The organism is Nonomuraea glycinis, from assembly GCF_014646515.1.
GTDB lineage: Bacteria > Actinomycetota > Actinomycetes > Streptosporangiales > Streptosporangiaceae > Nonomuraea > Nonomuraea glycinis.
This window is the reverse complement of the sequence record NZ_BMNK01000015.1, coordinates 17,008-35,655: the sequence shown is the minus strand read 5'-3', so window position 1 is coordinate 35,655 and position 18,648 is coordinate 17,008. Positions and strand designations below refer to the sequence as shown.

14 protein-coding genes are annotated in these 18,648 nt (G+C 70.5%); 5 read left to right on the top strand and 9 right to left on the bottom strand.

Annotation, left to right across the window (positions count from 1 at the left end; genetic code table 11):
- Positions 1 to 10 precede the first annotated feature (10 nt).
- The 3 genes from IEY87_RS33025 to IEY87_RS33015 all read left to right on the top strand — a co-directional run bounded on the left by IEY87_RS33025 (position 11) and on the right by IEY87_RS33015 (position 2,551).
- Positions 11 to 508 (top strand): RNA polymerase sigma factor, encoded by a 498-nt coding sequence (locus tag IEY87_RS33025; RefSeq protein ID WP_308426465.1) that lies wholly within the window; start codon positions 11 to 13, stop codon positions 506 to 508.
- Positions 501 to 1,445, top strand: a complete 945-nt coding sequence (locus IEY87_RS33020; RefSeq protein WP_189142763.1) for a hypothetical protein — start codon at positions 501 to 503, stop codon at positions 1,443 to 1,445. The genes IEY87_RS33025 and IEY87_RS33020 overlap by 8 nt, the downstream gene beginning before the upstream one ends.
- Positions 1,446 to 1,582: 137 nt before the next feature.
- Positions 1,583 to 2,551, top strand: coding sequence for a hypothetical protein (locus IEY87_RS33015; RefSeq protein ID WP_189142762.1), 969 nt, complete (start codon positions 1,583 to 1,585; stop codon positions 2,549 to 2,551).
- Here the strand turns inward: IEY87_RS33015 and IEY87_RS33010 are convergent.
- The 3 genes from IEY87_RS33010 to IEY87_RS33000 all read right to left on the bottom strand — a co-directional run bounded on the left by IEY87_RS33010 (position 2,535) and on the right by IEY87_RS33000 (position 7,799).
- A complete protein-coding gene (locus IEY87_RS33010) occupies positions 2,535 to 3,536 on the bottom strand; it encodes a BtrH N-terminal domain-containing protein (protein WP_189142761.1) in 1,002 nt (333 codons plus the stop codon). The genes IEY87_RS33015 and IEY87_RS33010 overlap by 17 nt on opposite strands.
- A gap of 232 nt (positions 3,537 to 3,768) precedes the next feature.
- A complete protein-coding gene (locus IEY87_RS33005) occupies positions 3,769 to 4,668 on the bottom strand; it encodes a zinc-binding dehydrogenase (protein ID WP_189142760.1) in 900 nt (299 codons plus the stop codon).
- A 65-nt stretch (positions 4,669 to 4,733) separates the two neighbouring features.
- A complete protein-coding gene (locus IEY87_RS33000) occupies positions 4,734 to 7,799 on the bottom strand; it encodes an AfsR/SARP family transcriptional regulator (RefSeq protein WP_225277432.1) in 3,066 nt (1,021 codons plus the stop codon).
- 128 nt (positions 7,800 to 7,927) lie between these two features.
- Between IEY87_RS33000 and IEY87_RS32995 the strand changes: the two genes are divergently transcribed.
- Positions 7,928 to 8,929 carry an NADP-dependent oxidoreductase gene (locus IEY87_RS32995; RefSeq protein WP_189142758.1) on the top strand — a complete coding sequence of 334 codons (1,002 nt, stop codon included), beginning with the start codon at positions 7,928 to 7,930 and terminating at the stop codon, positions 8,927 to 8,929.
- A 196-nt stretch (positions 8,930 to 9,125) separates the two neighbouring features.
- Here the strand turns inward: IEY87_RS32995 and IEY87_RS32990 are convergent, their stop codons facing one another.
- Positions 9,126 to 9,800 carry an FMN-dependent NADH-azoreductase gene (locus tag IEY87_RS32990; RefSeq protein WP_189142757.1) on the bottom strand — a complete coding sequence of 225 codons (675 nt, stop codon included), beginning with the start codon at positions 9,798 to 9,800 and terminating at the stop codon, positions 9,126 to 9,128.
- A gap of 52 nt (positions 9,801 to 9,852) precedes the next feature.
- Positions 9,853 to 12,090: an LLM class flavin-dependent oxidoreductase gene (locus tag IEY87_RS32985; RefSeq protein WP_189142756.1), complete on the bottom strand. Its 2,238-nt coding sequence runs from the start codon at positions 12,088 to 12,090 to the stop codon at positions 9,853 to 9,855.
- A 123-nt stretch (positions 12,091 to 12,213) separates the two neighbouring features.
- Between IEY87_RS32985 and IEY87_RS47280 the strand changes: the two genes are divergently transcribed.
- Positions 12,214 to 12,576, top strand: a complete 363-nt coding sequence (locus tag IEY87_RS47280; RefSeq protein WP_189142755.1) for a winged helix-turn-helix transcriptional regulator — start codon at positions 12,214 to 12,216, stop codon at positions 12,574 to 12,576.
- Positions 12,577 to 12,663: 87 nt separating this feature from the next.
- Here the strand turns inward: IEY87_RS47280 and IEY87_RS32975 are convergent, their stop codons facing one another.
- From IEY87_RS32975 to IEY87_RS32960, 4 genes are all read right to left on the bottom strand, one after another.
- Positions 12,664 to 14,529 (bottom strand): CocE/NonD family hydrolase, encoded by a 1,866-nt coding sequence (locus IEY87_RS32975; RefSeq protein WP_225277433.1) that lies wholly within the window; start codon positions 14,527 to 14,529, stop codon positions 12,664 to 12,666.
- Between the two features lie 68 nt (positions 14,530 to 14,597).
- Entirely contained in the window at positions 14,598 to 15,827 is a 1,230-nt protein-coding gene (locus IEY87_RS32970) for a serine hydrolase domain-containing protein (protein WP_189142941.1), read from the bottom strand.
- Between the two features lie 144 nt (positions 15,828 to 15,971).
- Positions 15,972 to 17,498 (bottom strand): FAD-dependent monooxygenase, encoded by a 1,527-nt coding sequence (locus IEY87_RS32965; protein WP_189142753.1) that lies wholly within the window; start codon positions 17,496 to 17,498, stop codon positions 15,972 to 15,974.
- A gap of 212 nt (positions 17,499 to 17,710) precedes the next feature.
- Positions 17,711 to 18,571 carry an SDR family oxidoreductase gene (locus IEY87_RS32960; RefSeq protein ID WP_189142752.1) on the bottom strand — a complete coding sequence of 287 codons (861 nt, stop codon included), beginning with the start codon at positions 18,569 to 18,571 and terminating at the stop codon, positions 17,711 to 17,713.
- Between the last annotated feature and the right edge of the window lie 77 nt (positions 18,572 to 18,648).

Sequence of the window (18,648 nt, the reverse complement as noted above, 5' to 3'; positions counted from 1 at the left end):
CGGATCGCGTCTGATCGAATGTGACGATCACAAGAACGCGGAGGGCATCATCATCGAGGAGCTGTACCGCGAGCACTGGGCGCTCGTGTGCGGGTTCCTGTTGCGCCGCACCCGCGACCCCCACCTTGCCGAGGACCTGGCCCAGGAGACGTTCGTCAAGGCGACCAGGGCGCTGCTCGGCTGGCGCGGCGAGAACGCGGCCGCGTGGCTGCTCACCATCGCCCGTAACGTCCTGGTCGACCACGTCCGGCGCCACCGCCACGAACTGGCCCTGCCCGACCCCGACGAACTCGGCGTGCCCGCGCTGCACGTCGAGTCGCTGGTCGTGCACGACGTCCTGGATCGGCTGTCCGAGCAGCATCGCAGGCTGCTCACCCTGGTCTACTTCGAGGGCTTCTCGCTGGTCGAGGTGGCCGCGATGACCGGTAAGAAGCACGCCACGATCAAGACGGCCGTGTGGCGGGCCAGAGCCGCCTTCGCCGATGTCTACGGAGTTCCTCATGACTGACGATGATCTGCTGCCCATGCCCGACTTCGACCCCAGGACGACCCGCCGGGCCGTCCGGCGGGGTCTCGCCCGCACCGCGATGACGGTGCTGGCGGCCCTGGTCGTCCTCGCCCTGGCGGCGACGGTCGGCTCCAGCCAGATCCAGCGGCGCGGCGACCGGGAACAGCGCATGACGGACGTCCTGGGCACCGCCTTCAAGATCTACAACCCCGGCTACGACATCGAGGTCCGAGAGTGGGGTAACACCACGCCGCTGTCGATGTCGTTCACCGTGGCCGTCAGGCCGGTGCGGGCCGTCGGGGGCTTCGTCGGTGGTTACGAAAGCGGTGAGCATGTCATCACCCAGGACTTCTTCGGCCGCGTGAGCAGGTTGCCGCTAGGCAACTACGCCAGCACCACCCTGAGCAGGGCGCTGGTCAACGTGGGTACGGGCAACCAGCCCAAGCAGGACAGCCGCAAAGTCCTGGCCAGACTCCCGGAGGAGCTCAACGCGTTGGCGGTGGTCGAGTTCGCCAAGCCGCTCACCACCGAGGAGTTGGTCGACTACACCGCCAGACACAAGTCATCTGCCGAGAAGGTGGTCTACGAGCGGCGCCCCAGGTCGATCCCCATCACGTGGGGAGGGATGACGTGGGACCGAGCCCCGATGCCGGAAACTGATGCCGGAGAGGACCATATGATCGAGCCGGATGAGGCGATCAAGCTGGACCTCGCGAGCTTCCGCCACTGGGTGAGCATCCTCAAGGACCACGACGACGGCAACCTGCGCGACTTCGACCTGAGCCTGGCCCGGTTGCGCAAAGCCTCGAACGACGGCCTAGCCTACGCCTACGTGGACTCGTTGGTCACGATCGGGAAACTGCGGAAGATCATCGAGGATCCGCTGGTCCAGACGGTCCGCGTAGCGGATGTCAGCTACGACCTCGAACGGCCCTAGAGGGCTCGTGCGAGCCGGCCGAGTCCTGTTGAGGCCGTCGCCATGAAGGGCTCCCACGCAGTCGACGGTCATCCGCTACCCTGACCCGGCTGATCATCTTTGGGAGAAGGTGCCGAATGCAGGCAGCGCCATCTCCGGTGGCGGCGGCGCTGCGCTTCGGTGCGGTTCTGGCCGCGTCCGGACCGGTGATCCTGACGGCCTTCGGGATCGGCAGGCAGAGCGTCGGCTGGTTCTGTTCCGTGAAGGGCTCCGCTCCCTATCCGCCGGAAGGCCCTTACGCACTGGAGAATGTGCCGGGAGAGCTGCTGTTCTGGGGTGTTCTCCTGCTGCCGGTCGCCGTGGCCGCACTTCTCCTACTCGGGTCACGCCGGGCCACGCTCACCGCCGTCGCCTCGGTCGGCACCGTGCTCGCGTTCGGGCTCGTCACCGTGCTCCTCCTGCCGGGCCTCGACCCATGCACCGGGCAGGAGCGTACGGTCGTGCTGCCTTGGCTTTTGATCGTCTGTTATCCGGTGGCCGCAGGAGCGCTGTACCTGGCGGCTCGGTCACCCCTGCCGCGGAGGCCGGACGGAATCATCCTGTGGGTGGGCGCCGTCGGCGCGGCGGCGTGGGCGGCGATGTTCCACCGTTGCGCGATCACCTACAACATGCGCGTATCCGGCATCGTCTACATACGGATCCCGGAGACCTCCTTGGACGGCCTCGCCGAGTGGTCCGGTGAGGCCGACATGATCGGCTTGCCGGTCATCCTCGTCGCATTGGCCGCGGCCGCTTCTCCCCAAAGGGGACGACTGGCCAGCACAGCGGCCGCGGCGGCCCTTCTCCTCTTCCCGCTGCTCGACGTCGCGACGTACAGCAGCGACTTCTTGCCTTTCGTCGATTCGGTACGGTGGCCGCTGCTCGTCGCGGCCGTTCTCGTCGTATCGGCCGTTCGGCGCCCTCGGGTGCGGATCTCCTGGGCCGGGAGCGTCCACCTGGCACGCAGCGTGATCAGTGAGCGGTCGAAAAACATGAGTCCCGGACGGACAAGGGATCTCGCCGTCGCCGTCGTGATCGTGGCCGCCGGCATCTGGCTGATCGTCTCGTCCCTCACGCCGACGCGGTAGAAGCGCAACGACGCAGCACCTGCATGGCGTCCTTCTCGATGCGTGACAGATCGTGCAGGATGACGCCGGCCTGCTCAAGGTGGCCCGCGTCGCCGCTCTCCCCGGCCTTCGCGATCAGGGTGGCCACGTCCGTCCACAGGACGGCGGCCTCGGCGTACAGCCGGTGGCCGGCGCGCAGGTCGCCGTCGTCGATCAGCTGGGCGCACTCGCCGAGGAAGTCGCGGTAAAGGGCGCGGAACAGGGCGCCGCCGGTGCCGCCCTTCTCCATGAGGAGGGCGGCCTGCGGCAGGTCCCGCTGCGGCTCGGCGGCGCGGAGCAGCCAGCCGGGCACCCGCTTGCCGGCCTTCTCGATGCCGCGGTGGCCCAGGTTCGCGATGGGCGGGGTGAGGAAGGCGTCGGCGCAGTGCTTGATGGCGGGGATGATCCGGTCCTGACAGGAGAGCGGGCGAGCCGGCAGGGCGATGGTGAAGGATCGGTTTCTGGCGGTCATCGGGCCGCGCTCGGCCCGCGCCAGGGCGAGGCCGGCCCGGCCGGTGCGCACCGCGCCGCCCTGCTGGTCGGTGTCCACCAGGTAGACGTCCTGCTCGTCGTAGCCGTACATGGCGACGACATGACCGCCGAAGTGCACCTTGGACCGGAAATAGTCCAGGTGGTAGCAGTCGAGCTGGAGGCCGACCGGCCGGCCGGCGTCGATGGGGGCGGCCACGTTCGCCCACGCCTTGCGCGGTGAGGTGGTCTCCTCGACCGTCAACGTCAGGCCCAGCCTGGCGGCCAGGTTCCTGGTGAGGTCGAAGGGCTTGACGCGGCCGCCGAGGAAGGGGAACGCCATGCTCTTGCTGTCCCAGTAGACGAAGGACAGGCCCGAGCCCAGCCCGAACAGCATGGGCTCGGACAGATCCAGGCCCTCATGCCGCAGCAGGACCCCCAGCGCCGTCGTCTCGCAGTGCCGCAGGCCCCGGGCCTCGATGTCCTGCACGATGGTCATGCGTCGCTCTCCTCATGCCGGCCGAATGACTGGAAGCAGCATGCGGCCTCCCACAGGGGGAGAGTACAGCCGGAAAAGTGACAGCGATGAGGTCACTGGCCGCACTTAATCGCAGCCCGTTCACCGGGCCGAGCCCGTGTCGCAGGGGGTCACTATGTCCTGCGTGAGGCGCACCGCCCAGGACTTTCCGCACGTCAGCGAGGGCTGAGCAGGCCCAGCACGGCTGAGTGCGTCACAGGTCGAGGATTGCCTTTCCAGCGACGCGGCGGGCGAGCAGGGCATCGGCTGCTTCCATCGCCTTGTCCCACGGCCCGCGCCAGCCGACCTGCGCGTCCAGCTCGCCGGCCGCCAGCAGCCCGACCAGGTGAGCGAGGTCGCCGCCGAACGGCGTGGTCACGTTGAAGTTCTCGATCCGCCCCCGCGCCGACCGCGTGCCCGCCAGCTCGAAGTCGATGACTGTGGCCTCGCGGGCCGCCCGGCCGATGGCCATCACCACGCCGTCGTCCTCCAGCCGGTAGAACGCCTGCGCGAGCTGCCGCCCGCCCACGTTGTCCAGCACGCCGTACACCCGGCCCTCCAGGCTCTCCGGACCGATGACGACTTCTGCGGCGCCGAGCTCACGCAGGCCCTGCGCGCGGGCGGGGCTGCCGGCGGAGGCGACGACCTGCGCTCCCGCGCGGGCGGCGAGTTGCACGGCGTAGCGGCCGACGCCCCCCGACGCCCCGGTGACCAGGACACGACGGCCCGCCACCGGGCCGAGCCGGCGAAGGGCCTGCAGCGCCGCGACTCCGGCGACCGGCAGCGCACTGACCGACCCCAGGTCAACGGCCTCGGGAACGACGGCCAGGTCGGCGGTGTCCACGGCGCGCAGCTCCGCCCATGCCCCCGACCAGCCGAAAGTCACCACGCGGGTGCCGGCGGCAGGACCCGAGCCGTCGGCGGCAGGCTGGACGACCACCCCGGCGGCGTCCCATCCCGGGACGTACCCGGGACGGGCGTTCGCGCTCCTGTAAGCGATCTCGCCGAAGTTCAGGGAGAAGACCGCCACCTGGATGAGCACCTGGGAGGGCGTGGGCACCGGGTCGGGCACGACGTCGATGGAGAGGTCCGGGGTCAAGGTCAGAGCGCGCATCGTTACTCCTGATCAGTGGGTGACGGATACGACTCTGACGCTGCGCGCGCACGATCGGCTGGGGGTCAGCGCACGGACCCCTCCTCACCCAGCGCCGCGCGGACGGTGGCCGCGATCCGGTCGACGTCGCCGCGTTCCGCGGGTGGCAGGGGCGCGCCGACCGATTCCCTGAGCGCGGCGGCCTCGCCCAGCAGGGCCGCAGCCTCCTCGTGAGCGCCCTCGGCCGCCGCGACCCCGGCCAAGCCCTCCCGGGCCAGGGCGATGGCGCGCGGATCGCCGAGTTCGTGGGCCGCCGCGAGCCCTTCCTGGTGCAGGGATCTGGCGGTGGCGGGGTCGCCGCGCTGTTCGGCGATGAAGCCGAGCTCGGCCAGCAGCAGCGTCACCCCGTAGAAGGGCACGCCGTAGTCGGCTTCCAGGCGGCGGTTCCAGGTCAGCGACTGCTCGAAGAGCCGCTGCGCCGTGTCGAAGTCGGCCGCGCGGCGGGCGACGAGGCCGAGGCCGACCCGGGCGAACTCCTCGGCGAAGCGGTTGGACTGCTCGGCCGCCAGGCGCAGGCCGCGCTCGTGCAGGTCCCGGGATCCGTCCAGATCCCCGGTCAGCAGGGCGAGCCGGCCGAGGCTGGACAGCCGGTAGGAGACGTCGGTCCACAGCCGCAGGTCCTCGGCGGTGCGCAGTCCTTCGCGGTGCAGCCGGGCCGCGCGTTCGTAGCCGCCGGTGATCTCGGCGAGGTAGCCGAGCATGTCGGAGGCCTGCAGTCGTCCCCAGCCGTCACCCAGCTCACCGAAGATCGTCAAGCTCTGGGTGCCGGACCGCTCGGCGAGGGCGTGTTCTCCCTGGAACATTGCCTGCTTGGCGCGCCCCGCCAGCGCCGCCGCCTCGCCCCAGCGGTCGCCCTCGGCGCGGAACCCGGCCAGCGCCTCCGTCAGCAGGCCCGCCGCGGTGGCGGCGTCCCCGAAACTGAGATGCGCGAGTGCCAGGAACCAGCGCGCGCGTGCGTCGCGGGCGTTCAGCGCCCGCGCCGCGGTACGGCTGCGCTCCAGCAGACCGGTGCCGTCGCCGGTCAGCATCGCGAACCCGGCCTCCCACGCCGCCGTCACCGGGCACTCCGTTCCGGCCAGCGCCAGGGCCGCGGTGAAGGAGGCATGGCCCTCCCGGTGCCTGCCGCGCAGGTACCAGTACCACGCCAGGGCGAGGACCAGGCGCGATGCCAGTGCGGGGTCGGTGATGTGCGCCAGCGTGGCCCGCAGGTTGGGCGCCTCGGCGTCGAGTCGTTCCAACCACGGGCGCTGGGCGGGACCCCGCAGGTGTCGCCCGGCCTGTTCGGCCATGTCGGTGTAGTAGAGGTCGCGGCGCTGGAAGACGGCATCGCCGGGGGTGAGCCGTTCGAGACAGTAGGCGGCGATCGACTCCAGCAGCCGGTAGCGGTTCCCGCCGGAGAATTCGACCATCGACCTGGACATGAGCTGGTCCAGCAGGACGGCGATGTCCGCTCCAGGGTCCAGTCCGTGGCCAGCGCACACCACCGCGGCCGCCTCCAGGGTGCAGCCGCCTGGGTGGACGGCCAGCCGGAGCAGGACCAGCCGCTGTTGCTCGGTGAGCTGCTCCCAGCTCCAATCGATCACCGCACGCAGGGTCCGCTGGCGGGCGGGCCTTCCCCGGCCCGAGACTGTGAGTAGGTGGAAGCGGTCGTCCAGCCGGTCGGCCACGCCGCGGACGCCTAGCGCGCGTACGCGGGCGGCGGCCAGTTCCAGCGCCAGCGGCAGGCCGTCCAGCCTCCTGCAGATCGCCGCCACCGACGGCGCGCTCGCCTCGTCCAGCACGAAGCCGGGCGCGGCGGCCGCGGCACGGGCAACGAACAGTTGTACGGAGCCGGCTCGCGCGGGGTCCGCTCCGGGCGCTGGAAGCTCTAGCGGCGGCACCGCGTGCACCGTTTCCCCGGGCAGCGCCAGCGTCTCCTGGCTCGTGGTCAGCACCCGCAGGCCAGGGGCGGCACGCAGCAGCAGGTCCACCAGCTCGGCGACCGGTTCGGCCACGTGCTCGCAGTTGTCCAGCACGAGCAGCAGCCGCCGGCCGCGCAGGGCGTCGGCGAGCCGGTGCGCCAGAGCGGCCGGCCGCACGCCGGGACGCGAACCGGTCGCCGTGTCGTCGCGGACATCCAGCTCGGCGGCCACCACCTCGGCCACGGTCGCGGTCTCGCCCGTGGTGCCCGCCAGCTCGACCAGCCACACCCCATCAGGGAAGGCGTCGGCGGCGCGCTCGGCGACCGCCAGGGCGAGCCTGGTCTTGCCGACACCGCCCGGACCCGTCAACGTGACCAGGCGCGCCGTGCCGAGCAGGGTACCGACCTCGGCCACGTCCTGCTCGCGGCCGATCAGGGCGGTCAGGGGAGCGGGCAGGTTCGTGCGCGGCCGCGGCGGCGCGAGCGAGGGATCCTGACGCAGCATCGCCTGGTGGAGGGCGGCCAGCTCAGGGCCGGGGTCGAGACCCAGCTCGTCGGCCAGCCGGTGCCGCAGCTCGTCATACCCGGCCAGCGCCTCTGCCTGCCGTCCCGACCGGTAGAGCGCGCGCAGATGGGCGGCACGCAGGCGTTCACGCATCGGGTGCGCGGCGACCAGCTCGCCCAGCTCGTCGGCCAGCAGGGTGTGCTCGCCCAGCTCCAGCCGTACCTCCGCTCGTTCCTCCAGCGCGGTCAGGCGCTGCTCCTCCAGCCGGAGGGCGGCGCTACGAGCGAACTCCTCATCGGCGAAGTCGGTGTAGGCCGGACCGCGCCACAGTGCCAGCGCGTCCGACAGCAGCCCTGCCTTCGCCCGCGGATCGGTGGCGGCGCGGGCCCGGCCGAGCAATGCGGCGAACCGGACGGCGTCCACGTCGGTGGCGCGCAGGACATAGCCCCGCGTCTGGAAGACCACCAGCTCGCGCCCTCCCGGCTCGGCCTGCTCCAAAGCGCGGCGCAGCTGGGACACCTTGGTCTGCAGCGTGTTGACGGGATTGCCCGGCGGGTCGTCCCCCCACAGGTCCTCGGCCAGGCGGTCAGCTGACACCGGGCGCCCCTCGTGGGCCAGCAGGTCGGCCAGCAGCGCCCGGACTTTCACCTCGGGGACCCGCACGGGCCGCCCGTCGTCGGTCCACACAGAAACAGGGCCAAGTACACCGAATCGCACCAGGTCACCGTACCCGCAGCGAACCCCCAGCCGATCGTGCGCGTCCCTGTCCAGAGTGGAGCCCAACACCAGAGAGCACCACGAGCGAGGAGCACACCATGACCGTGAACCAGGAGATCCACCTGGCCGTCCGCCCCGTCGGCGAGCCCGGCGCGAAGAACTTCGAGCTGGTCACGACCGCGCTGCCCGAGCTGGCCGAGGGCCAGGTGCTGGTCCGCAACACCTGGATGTCGGTCGATCCCTACATGCGCGAGCGGATGCACGACGCCGAGTCCTACCTGCCTCCGTTCGAGCTCGGCGCACCCCTGGACGGCTCGGCGATCGGCGAGGTCGTGGCCTCGCGCTCGGCCGACATCCCGGTGGGCGCGACCGTCGTGCACTTCCTCGGCTGGCGCGAGTACGCCGCGGTGGACGCCGCCGCCGTGACCGTCGCCGACCTCACCCTGGCCCCCGCCGAGGCGTGGCTGGGTGTGCTGGGTACCACCGGACTGACCGCCTACGCGGCCCTGACCCACGTGGCCCCCGTACGGGAGGGCGACATGGTCTTCGTCTCGGCAGCGGCCGGGGCGGTGGGCAGCATCGCCGGGCAACTCGCCCGCAAGCTCGGGGCCTCCCGCGTGATCGGCTCCGCGGGCGGGACGCTGAAGGCCAAAAAGCTCGTGCAGGACTTCGGCTACGACGCTGCGATCGACTACCGTGCAGGTTCGGTCGCCGCGCAGTTGGCCGAGGCCGCCCCCGACGGCATCGACGTCTACGTCGACCACGTCGGCGGCGACCACCTGGTGGCGGCCATCGACGCGCTGCGACACGGCGGCAGAATCGCGATGGTCGGCGCGATCAGCTCCTACAACGCCACCGAGCCGGTCCCCGGCCCGAGCAACCTGTTCACCCTGGCCGCCAAAGACGCCACCCTGCGCGGCATGCTGATCAACTCCTACTTCCACCTCTTCCCGGAGTGGATCACGAAGGCGGCCGGCTGGCTGGCCGACGGCTCCCTGCACACCGAGCTGACCGTGGCCGAGGGCATCGAGCGGGCGCCCGCCGCGTTTCTGGACATGATGCGCGGCGGCAACGTCGGCAAGATGCTGGTCAGGCTCTGACCCACCTCGGCCGCGATCCGCAGCTCTCACAGAGCGATGAACAAGGGAGCAGATCATGTCAACCAAACTGACCACGGCCGAGCGGGAGAGTTTTCTCGCCTGAGACCGAACGTTGGGAGCCTGAGTGAACGGGTGCAAGAGCGCCTGCACAGTGACACCTGCCGCCCGGATGAACGCCGGTGCGCGCCTGTTCTGATCACCGGCCGGCTGCCCATACGCGCTCAGGTCGAGTGCGGGTCGCGAGGGTGTGGCCGCTCTCGCGCGCCTGGTTCTCGGCGTCGGACTTGATGCGCTCGGCCAGGTCGGCGAACTGGTCGAGGGCGGGGTTGACGCCGACGAGGGTGAACTCGCGGGTGACCACATCTAGGTCGAGTTCCCAGACGTCCGCGAGGATGCGGCGCATCCATGCGGTGGCGTGGTCCCATCCCTCCTTGGGCGTGCCCGGGGAGTAGTTGCCGCCCTGCACCGTGACCAGGACTCCCGGCTTGCCCGAGGTCACGGACGCGATGTCCGTGGCCATGCGCAGGTCGGTGCTAACCAGGTCGACGTAGGTCTTGAAGTGCTGCGACACGCCGAAGTTGTACAGCGGGACGGCGAACAGGTAGGCGTCGGCGGCCGCGAGCTCGTCGACCAGCGTGCCGGCCAGGTCGATCGCGGCCTGCTGGGAGGGCGTACGCCGGTCCTCGGCAGTGGCCGAGGCGGTGACGGCGTCGGCCCACGCGTTGCTGGGGAGGGGGGCGAGGCCGAGGTGCCTACGGGTCACGGGGGAATCGGGCACGGCGTCGCGCCAGTGCTGTTCGACGATGTCGGCGAGAGCGCGGCTGGTGGAGCCCTCGCTGCGGATGCTGGAATCGAGACGGAGAAGAGACATGGTTTTCCTCAAGGTGGTGGTCGTCCGGGCAGCACGGGCCCGGCCGGGAACGTCAGCGCCGTGTTGGTTCAGAGGTCGGTGCACGGGTGCGGCCGGGATCGTCCGCCGCAGGGGTGATGGCGAAGTTGTCGCGGAACAGGCCGGTCGGGTCCCACTGGCGTTTGAGGTCCCGGAGCCGTCGCAGATGGGCGGGCGGGAAGGCGTGCGCCAGGGCGTCCGGGCCGGTGTCGGTCTCGAAACTGAGGTACGTGCCCTCGAACAGCGGAAGGAGGCGCCGCCAGCTCTCCTCGTACCCAGGCGAACCGCCCCCGAGGGCCGCGATCAGGAAATTGGCGTCCCGCCAGGCATACGCGGTGGCGTCCGCAGCGGTGGCGGCGACGGCGCCCCCGGCGGAGCGGATCGTAAGGATGAACCTGCTGTTCGTCGCCAGCAGGTCGGCGATCGCCTCAGTGGTCTCCCCGGTGAGGTGCCGTACGAGCCCGGCGTGCGAGACGGGCTCGCCGCGGCCGTGCTGCGCCTCATCTCCCGGGCCGAGGGTGAGCAGCGCGCTGTACGGCATGAGCTGGACCGACTGGTCGACGAGCGGGGCCAGGTCCCCGATGGGGGTGAGGCGCTCGACGATCGTGTCGGCGTCCTCGGAGTCGACCACGACGAGCGCCTGCACGGCGGCGGGGCGATCGGGGCGGGTGGGCCCGATCATCAGGGTGCCGGTGACGCTGGGGTGGGCGTTCTCGATCGCGGTACCCCAGCCGCGCAGGAACGCCGCGACGTCGTCGGGCGCGAACACCAGCATCGCGAAGCCGATCTGGGCTCCGACGGGGTGGGCGTCGATCTCGAAGGACACCGCGACGCCGAAGTTCGCGCCGGCGCCGCGCATGGCCCAGAACAGGTCGGAATTTTCGTCGTCGCTCGCGTGGACGAGGTCGCCGGAGGCCGTGACGACGTCGACCGAGCGCACGTGGTCGATGGTCAGGCCGTGTTCACGGACGAACCAGCCGATGCCGCCCGTGGTCGCCAGCCCGCCCACGCCGACGCCACCGTGATCGCCGGAGGTGATCGCGAGGCCGTACGGGGCAAGTTCGCGGGCTACGTCGCCCCAGCGGGCGCCCGGGCCGATCCGGACGCGGTGGCCGTCCAGGACCGTGACGTCGTCGAGCGCGTCGAGGGCGATCACGATGCCGCCGTCGTTGAGCGAGCGCCCGGACAGACCGTGCCCGCCGCTGAAGAGGCCCAGCGGTACGTCGCGGTGCCGGGCGGCGTACCGGACGGCGTCCTGCACCTCGGCCGGGGTCCGTGGACGCAACACCAGGCCCGGATCGCCGCCGCGGAAGTAACCGGCGGTGTAGCGGGCGTATCCGCGGTCGCCCGGGGTGAGCGCCCGAGCGGCGAGGGCCGCGGGCACCGGGTCGCCCCCGAACGCGACGGCCCTACCGGCCACGTGCCCTGAGCGGGCCTCGGCGACGCGCTCGCGGATCTCAGCGGCGGTGGTCCGGGCGAAGCGACGCAGTTCCGCCGGGTCGTCGCTGGCCACGATGAACACGCTCACCCCGTCCTCGACGGCGATCCGCGCGAGGTCTTCGGCCGTATCGCCGGGGGTGACGTTCAGCAGGCGGGTGATGTCGCGCGGATCGCGGCCCGCCTGTGCGGCCGCCTCGTCGATGAGCTCGTTCCCGCGCGCCAGGTCGCCGGGCTTGAGCCAGGGCAGGCTGGGCAGCCACCCGTCGGCCTTCCTGCCGATGAGGCGCTGCATCCGCGGCTTGTACGCGCCCAGCCAGATCGGGACCTCGTGTGCGGGTGAAGGCCCTCGCTCCGCCGGACCGACCTGGTAGAACCGGCCGTCCAAGCGCAGCGGGTCGGGGTCGTCACCGGCCCAGAACCCGCGGATGACGTCGAGCGCCTCGTCGAGCGCGCTCACCGATTCCGCGGCGGTTCGTCGCGGGCCGCCCATCCCCGCGATGGCGTCCCAGAATCCTCCCGTCCCGAGTCCGAGCACGGCCCGGCCGCCGCTGAGCAGGTCCAGGCTCGCCACGGACCGGGCGAGCACGGCGGGCGGGCGCAGCGGCAGGTTCAACACGTTGCCGGAGACGTGGATCCGGGAGGTACGGGCGGCCACCCAGGTGAGCAGGGTCCAGGTGTCCAGGAACCCCGCCTGGTACGGATGATCCTGGAACGTGACCACGTCCAGCCCCGCGTCCTCGCTCAGCACGGCCAGGTCGACCACGCGCTGCGGCCTGGCGTTGACAGGAGTGATGAAGCTGCCGAACCGCAGCTCGTGACCATAATCGGGCATGGCTCCATGCTGCCGACGTCCCCCAGGAACCTCAAACAGGCAGTAACCGACTTACGGAAAGTAAGTGACGCCGGCATCTGGAGCAAGCCGTAGCGGGCGAGGAGACGTCTCCTCGCCCGCGCATTGAGGCCCTCGCACACCGCGAGTGACTGGCTTTTCCCCAGTAATGGACTTACGCTTAGTAAGTGCCCCCTCCGAGAACCACTCGATCGCAGACGCAGTAGAACCACAGCGACGAGGCCGAGTGCCGCCGCGCCAGCCGCGCCCTGGAGGTCGTCGGGCAGCGATGGGCGCCCGGCATCCTGCTCGCGCTGGCCCGCGGCGCCCGCCGCGCTGGTCGAACGTACGGTCATACCCACGACCCCCGTATCCGTGCGCTACCACCTCACACCGCGAGGGGTCGATCTCGTAGCCGCGCTCCAACCCATCGCCGGTTACGTCCAGCGGTGGAACGACGACCCCGGCGCACCCGCTTCGAGCACGTGACCGGTCCGCCTCGTCGATGTACTCGGCGACGGCCGCCGGACGAGCCGGCCTTGTTCGTGCGGGTGATGGGTGATCAGATCTGAGCTGCTATCTTCCGCTGGACAGCGACGTGCCGGCGACCAGCGGAAGCGAGACCGAGGTGCCGGCCAGGTCGACGGTGACCTTGGTCCCGGTGCCGGGTTCGGCGTCGGTGACGTCGGCGTTGGTTCCGGTCAATACCAGGCCCAGCCGATGACCGGCCTTGAACTCGTAGTCCTGCGCCAGCATCGACCAGGTGATCTGGTACGACTTGCCCGGCGTCAGCGGTGCCGGGTGGCTCAGCGACGTGTGGTTCTGGGCGTCCATGATTCCTCGGGCGACCACCTGGAAGCCGGAGGTCACCGTGTTGTCGGCCATCCTCCGGTAGCAGCCGTCGTCGTCGGCCGTGCTCTCGCCGACGCAGTCTTGGCCGTCGATGAACTTGAGGCCTTGCCCCCCGGAGGGGTCGACGCCGTGGATGCGGGTGTCCTGGCCGTAGTCGACGAGCAGGACGCCCAGGTTGGCGGTCGGCTTGTCGAGCTTGAGGCGCAGGCTCACCGACGGCGTTCCGGACAGCCGGCTCGCGTTTTTCAGCGGTGGGGTGCGAAAGGCCAGCCGGTTGGGGTCGGTGGTGGCGGGGTCACCGGCCATCGCGGCCTCGGTCTGCCTGGTGTCGAGGTAGCTGCCGGTGCCGGTCGATGGCTCGGTACCCAGAGAGCCGTCCTGCTGGGGTCGCAGGGTCGTCGTCCGCGTCCGTGCCGGCCAGTCGGCCTGGGTGACCCAGCGGCCGGGGCCGAGCTGTACGTCGGCGCGCGGCCGGCGCATGATGTCGTTGGAGACGCCCATCAGTTCGTGGTCGAACCACTGGTGCAGGGTGTCGACCCACACCTCACGGCGGGCCCAGAACGGGTCGAGGTGCCCGTACTGTGTCACCCACGCCTTGCGTTGCACGCTGCGGGGCAGCCCGGCCCACCACGTGGAGAACTGGTCGGCCATCACGTTCCGGTCCTGCATTCCCACCACCGAGAAGACACTGGCGCGCACGTTGCGTACGTTCGAGATCGGCCCGGTCCGGTAGTCGAGTTCGTGCCAGTAGGCGTTGTGGTCGCCGGTGGCGTCGTCCGAGCCCTCGGTCATGCGCTGGTGTACCGCCGCGCATTTCTCGTCCGGATCAAGGTCGACCCGTTGGGCCATCCATTCCTGCCCGCCCTTGATGTCGGTGAGGGTGCCGTTCGCGCGCCACATTTCGTACCAGCTGCTGGGGCTCGCGAGCGGCACGATCGTCGCCAGCCCTCGCACGCCGGTGCCGGCGACGCCGATGGCGAGGGATCCCTCGTACGAGTGGCCGATCATCCCGGTACGCCCGGTGGTCCAGGTGGCTTCGACCGGAGCGCCCTTGGCGTCGTAGGCGGTCGCCCGGCCGTTCAGCCAGTCGATGACCGCCTTGCCGCCCAGCACGTCGGACGGACCGCCGGTGGTCGGGCAGCCGTCCGACAGCCTGGTGCCGATCATGTCGACGGACACGAACGCGTACCCACGTGGCACGAAGTAGTTGTCGTAGAACAGCGGAAATTTCGTCAGATTCCCCTCCGCGTCGTACTTTTTGTGATCAAGCTCAAAGCCGACCCCCGGTTCGTCGAAGTACGGGCTTTCGTGCATGATCACCGGGACCTTGAGCCCGGAACCGCTCTCCTTCGGCCGGATGATGTCCACCCGGACCAGATCCTTCTCGCCATCGCCGTCGCTGTCGACCGGCGACTGCACCCGGACCTGCTCGCGGATGGCGTCCTGGTAGGAGAAGACGGGCTGTGTGACCCGGCCAGAGACTATGATCTTCGGCTTCGCGGTCGCGGATACGGCAGGAGCGCCGGCGACCACGAGCGCGATCGCGAGTGGGACGGCGGCGAGAAACCCCCGCCGTTGCGTGTTCAACATGTGCACCCCTTTTGAGCTGTTCGTAACAAGCTGTAGCCGCGCGGGCCCTTTTCGATGGGGGTTCGGTGTCAGTTGTCGAGTGCCTGGTAGAGGGTGGTCCAGAAGTCGTGGATGAGGTGTGCCGCGTTCGGGGTTGACATGCCGACCTGGGTGAGCAGGATGCCGGTGAGTTGGTTGGCGGGGTCGGCATAGGTAGTGGTGCCGGCTCCGCCGTCCCAGCCGAACTGGCCGATGGGGGCGTAGTCGCCGCGGTAGGTGCGTACCGCCATGCCGAAGCCCCAGCCGCCGTGCTGGCCTTGGCCGAAGGACACGTGGACGTTGTCGGTGGCCATGGCGTGCCGGGCGGCTTGCTGTTCGGGGGTGAGGCGGTTGGTGGTCATCAGTTCGACGGCGGGCCGGGACAGGACGCGCTGGCCGCCGTGCATGCCGCCGTTGAGCAGCATGCGGAAGTAGGCGTGGTAGTCGTCGGCGGTGGAGACCAGCCCGCCGCCGCTGCCCGGGAAGGCCGGTGGCCGGCTCCATCGTCCGCCCACAGCTTCGTCCCACACGTGGAATTCGCCAGTTTGCGGGTCGGGGGCGTAGAGGGTGGGCAGCCGGTCGATCTGGTCGGCGGGAACGTGGAAGGCGGTGTCCTTCATGTCGAGGGGGCCGAAGATGCGTTCGCGCAGGAACGCCTCGAACGGCCGGCCGGTGACCCTGGCGACGAGCACGCTGAGGACGTCGTGGCTGATCTGGTACTGCCAGCGCTGCCCCGGCTGGTACATCAGCGGCAGCGTGCCCAGGCGGCGCATCCACTCATCCGGCTCAGGCATCGGCTCCGGCAGATCGGGCGTGAGCCCCTGCTCGAAAATCGCACCCATGATCGGACTGCCCAGCGCCGTCATGTCCATGCCCAGCCCGAACGTGGAACTCAGCAGATCCCGTACGGTGATCGGCCGCCGGGCCGGCACGGTGTCGTCCAGCGGGCCGTCGATCCGCTTCAGCACCCGCCGGTCGGCCAGCTCCGGCAGCCATGGCTGCACCGGGTCGTCCAGCCGCAACCGGCACTCATCGAGCAGAACCATCGCCGCCGCCATCGCGACCGGCTTGGAGGTGGAAGCCATCCGGAAGATCGTGTCCCGGCGCATCGGCGCACCACCGTCATGACGCATCGTCCCGATCGCTTCCACATGCGTCTCACCGCCCCGGCCGACCAGAGCGACCAGCCCGGGAATCTTCCCGGACTCGACATGCCGCGCCAGCACGTCGTGCAGTCTGCGCAGCCCTGCCTCGGAGAAGCCGTTATTGCCGTGTTCCATCATCGATCTCCTTGCGCACAGTGGTCGATTTTTTGCGGGCCTGTCCCGGCGTGGCGCTCATGGCCTCGGCGAGTGGGAGCTCGGTCACAGGACGCCCTCGGCGCCCGGAACGCCGGGGGACGGTGTGGTCACCCGGTCGTCGTTTCAGGGTGTGCCGAACCAGCCGGAGAGTGCTTCGCGCAGCGCGGGCGCTGCGCTGTCGGTGGGTTCGTCGATGGTCGCGGCCCAGGCGATGTGGGCGTCCGGGCGGATGAGCAGGGCGTCGGCCGGCCGATCAGCCGTTTTGACGGTGTGGATATCGACGCGAGGCTGCCAGTCTCGGGCGGCCTGCCGCAGGTCTGGGCGGTCGGCGAGGTCGAGGAGGACGGGCCGTGCGGCGTGCATGAGCTCCGCGACGCTGGTCACGCCCTGGTCGGTGTGCAGGGTGAGGTCGGGGGCGAAAGCGCCGGCCAGCGGGTGGTGGGAGCCGGGCATCGGGTAGCGGATGTCGGCGCCGGCGACCAGGGCTCCCATGCGGCGCAGCGGCTGTTCGTCGGTGAGCAACTCCTGGAAGACCTCACGCAGCGCCTCGGCGGCCGCATCGTGCCCGCGCCGCAGTGCCACCTGGGCTCGGGTGTGCAGCATGGTGCGGGCGCCGGCGAGGTGGCGTTCGCCGTGGTAGGTGTCCAGCAGGCCGTCCGGCGCCCGGCCGTGGACGTCGGCGGCCAGTTTCCAGGCCAGGTTGACCGCGTCCAGCATGCCGGCGTTGAGTGCCACACCGGTGGCGGGGAACAGGTGCGCCGCATCACCGGCCAGCAGGATTCGCCCGTGGCGGTAGCGCTCGGCCTGGCGGGCCTTGAAAGTGAACCGCGACAGCCGGATCGCCTCTCCCACCGGCAACCGCACGCCGAGCACGCGGCGGAGGCTGTCCTGGAGTTCGGTCACGGTCATCGGCGTGTCGTCGTCGTACTCGGTGCTCTCGTCTTCGATGGTGTACAGAGAGACGACCTTGGAAGCGGGCGACGCGGCGACTCCGAAGAGGCCACGCTCCGTCCGGGTGAAACCCGCGCGGATCGTGCCGAAGCCGGGGACATCAAGGTCGCCGTTGCTGCGTATGGCCACGGTTTCGGGCAGGGTGACCTGGGCCAGCCGGTTGATCTCCGGGTAGGTGGTGCCGGGAAAGCCGATGCCGGCCCAGTCACGGACCCGGCTGCGCGCGCCGTCGCACCCCACGAGGAAGCGGGCGCTCATCCGGTACGGCCCGTCCGGGCCGAGCACGTCCAGAGTCACCGCGGCGTCGTCCTGGCTCACCCCGACCACCTGGTGTCCGCGGCGGATGTCGGCGCCGAGTTCGCCGGCGCGTTCGTCGAGCAGCCGCTCAAGCCGGGGTTGCGGGAGCGGCAGGGCGTGCAGCGGGGGATCCGCCAGCCGGGTGAGGTCCAGATGCACGCCGCCGAACGGGAACCGGGGAGCAGGGACAGGGTCGGTGCAAGCGGCTTCGAAGCGTTTCAGCAGACCTCGGTAGCGCAACAGCTCGAGGATCTGGCCGCCGAGACCACCGGCCTTGGGGGTGTCGCGGCGCTGCGGCCAGCGCTCCAGCACCAGCGGCCGCACCCCGGCCAGCCGCAGTTCGGCGGCCAGCATCAGGCCGGCTGGGCCGGCGCCCACAATGATCACATCGGCGTCCGTCATCGGTCGCTCCTCTCGCAGGTTCTCGTCGCGTCCACGTGCGGCCCGGTCACCGGCATCGTTTCCGCGGGTTGTGGCAAGGCCGGGCTGGGTGTCGGATGAGGAATGACCGATGCGCATAGAGACGTCCTCCAGGTAGATATCGGCGCGGCCGAGTGGACGGTCGCCGCCGGAGCCGGCGGTTCTGGTGCCGGAAAGGCCGGCGTTGACGCCGGTCAACCGGCGGTCTCCGGGGCAGGCACGGCGTGTTCGGCGGCACGGCTGACCTGCTCCCAGGCGGCCCAGGTCCCCATGCGCCGCTGGGAGATGTCGAAGGCCAGGTCGTACACCATGCTGCCGAGCAGCAGCCGTAGCGGCGGGTCTTCGCTGTCGACCAGCTTCAGCAGCGCCTCGGCGGCCAGGCGCGGCTCACTGTCGATCGAGCCCTCGGCCCACTGCTTCTCCAGCTCGGCGCGCAACGGGTCGTACTCCGCCGACGGCGACGTCGTCGTCATGCTGGTGTACAGGTCGGTCCAATAACCGCCGGGCTGGAGGATGCTGAGCTTGACCCCGAACGACGCGGCCTCCATCGCCAGGGCCTCGCTCATGCCCTCCAGCGCGAACTTGCTCGCGCTGTACATCCCGGTGCTCGGGAAGCCGCCCAGGGCGGCGATGCTGGAGACCTGCACGATGTGACCGGCCGCCTGGGCACGCAGGTGCGGCAGGACGGCCTGGCAGACCCACATCGCCCCGAAGAAGTTGACCTCCAGCTGGGCACGCGCCTCGGCCTCGGTGAACTCCTCGACCATGCCCGAGGACATGGTGCCGGCGTTGTTCACCACGATGTCGAGCCGGCCGAAGTGCTCGGCGGCGGTGTTCACGGCGGCGAACACCGCGTCGCGGTCGGTCACGTCCAGGGGAAGGACGAGGAGCCGATCTCCGTACCGGTCGTCGAAGTCCTGTCGCGTGATGGTCCGGGCGGCGGCGGCCACGTGATCGCCGCGCTCCAGCGCGGCGAGAGCGAACGCGCGGCCCAGGCCGCGGCTGGCTCCTGTGATGAACCAGGTACGGGAAGGGGCGGTATCAGGGGTACGCATATGCCGAGCTCCGATCGGTCCTACGAGACGATCCGTCTCGTCTCGAATAACCGTGACAGTACAGGGCCACCTTTGCC

Coding starts and splice junctions, on each gene's coding strand:
- IEY87_RS32965 (WP_189142753.1), bottom strand. CDS start 17,498: ATGACGGACGCCGATGTGATCATTGTGGGCGCCGGCCCAGCCGGCCTG.
- IEY87_RS32985 (WP_189142756.1), bottom strand. CDS start 12,090: ATGCCCGATTATGGTCACGAGCTGCGGTTCGGCAGCTTCATCACTCCT.
- IEY87_RS32990 (WP_189142757.1), bottom strand. CDS start 9,800: ATGTCTCTTCTCCGTCTCGATTCCAGCATCCGCAGCGAGGGCTCCACC.
- IEY87_RS32975 (WP_225277433.1), bottom strand. CDS start 14,529: ATGTTGAACACGCAACGGCGGGGGTTTCTCGCCGCCGTCCCACTCGCG.
- IEY87_RS32960 (WP_189142752.1), bottom strand. CDS start 18,571: ATGCGTACCCCTGATACCGCCCCTTCCCGTACCTGGTTCATCACAGGA.
- IEY87_RS32995 (WP_189142758.1), top strand. CDS start 7,928: ATGACCGTGAACCAGGAGATCCACCTGGCCGTCCGCCCCGTCGGCGAG.
- IEY87_RS33020 (WP_189142763.1), top strand. CDS start 501: ATGACTGACGATGATCTGCTGCCCATGCCCGACTTCGACCCCAGGACG.
- IEY87_RS32970 (WP_189142941.1), bottom strand. CDS start 15,827: ATGGAACACGGCAATAACGGCTTCTCCGAGGCAGGGCTGCGCAGACTG.
- IEY87_RS33010 (WP_189142761.1), bottom strand. CDS start 3,536: ATGACCATCGTGCAGGACATCGAGGCCCGGGGCCTGCGGCACTGCGAG.
- IEY87_RS33005 (WP_189142760.1), bottom strand. CDS start 4,668: ATGCGCGCTCTGACCTTGACCCCGGACCTCTCCATCGACGTCGTGCCC.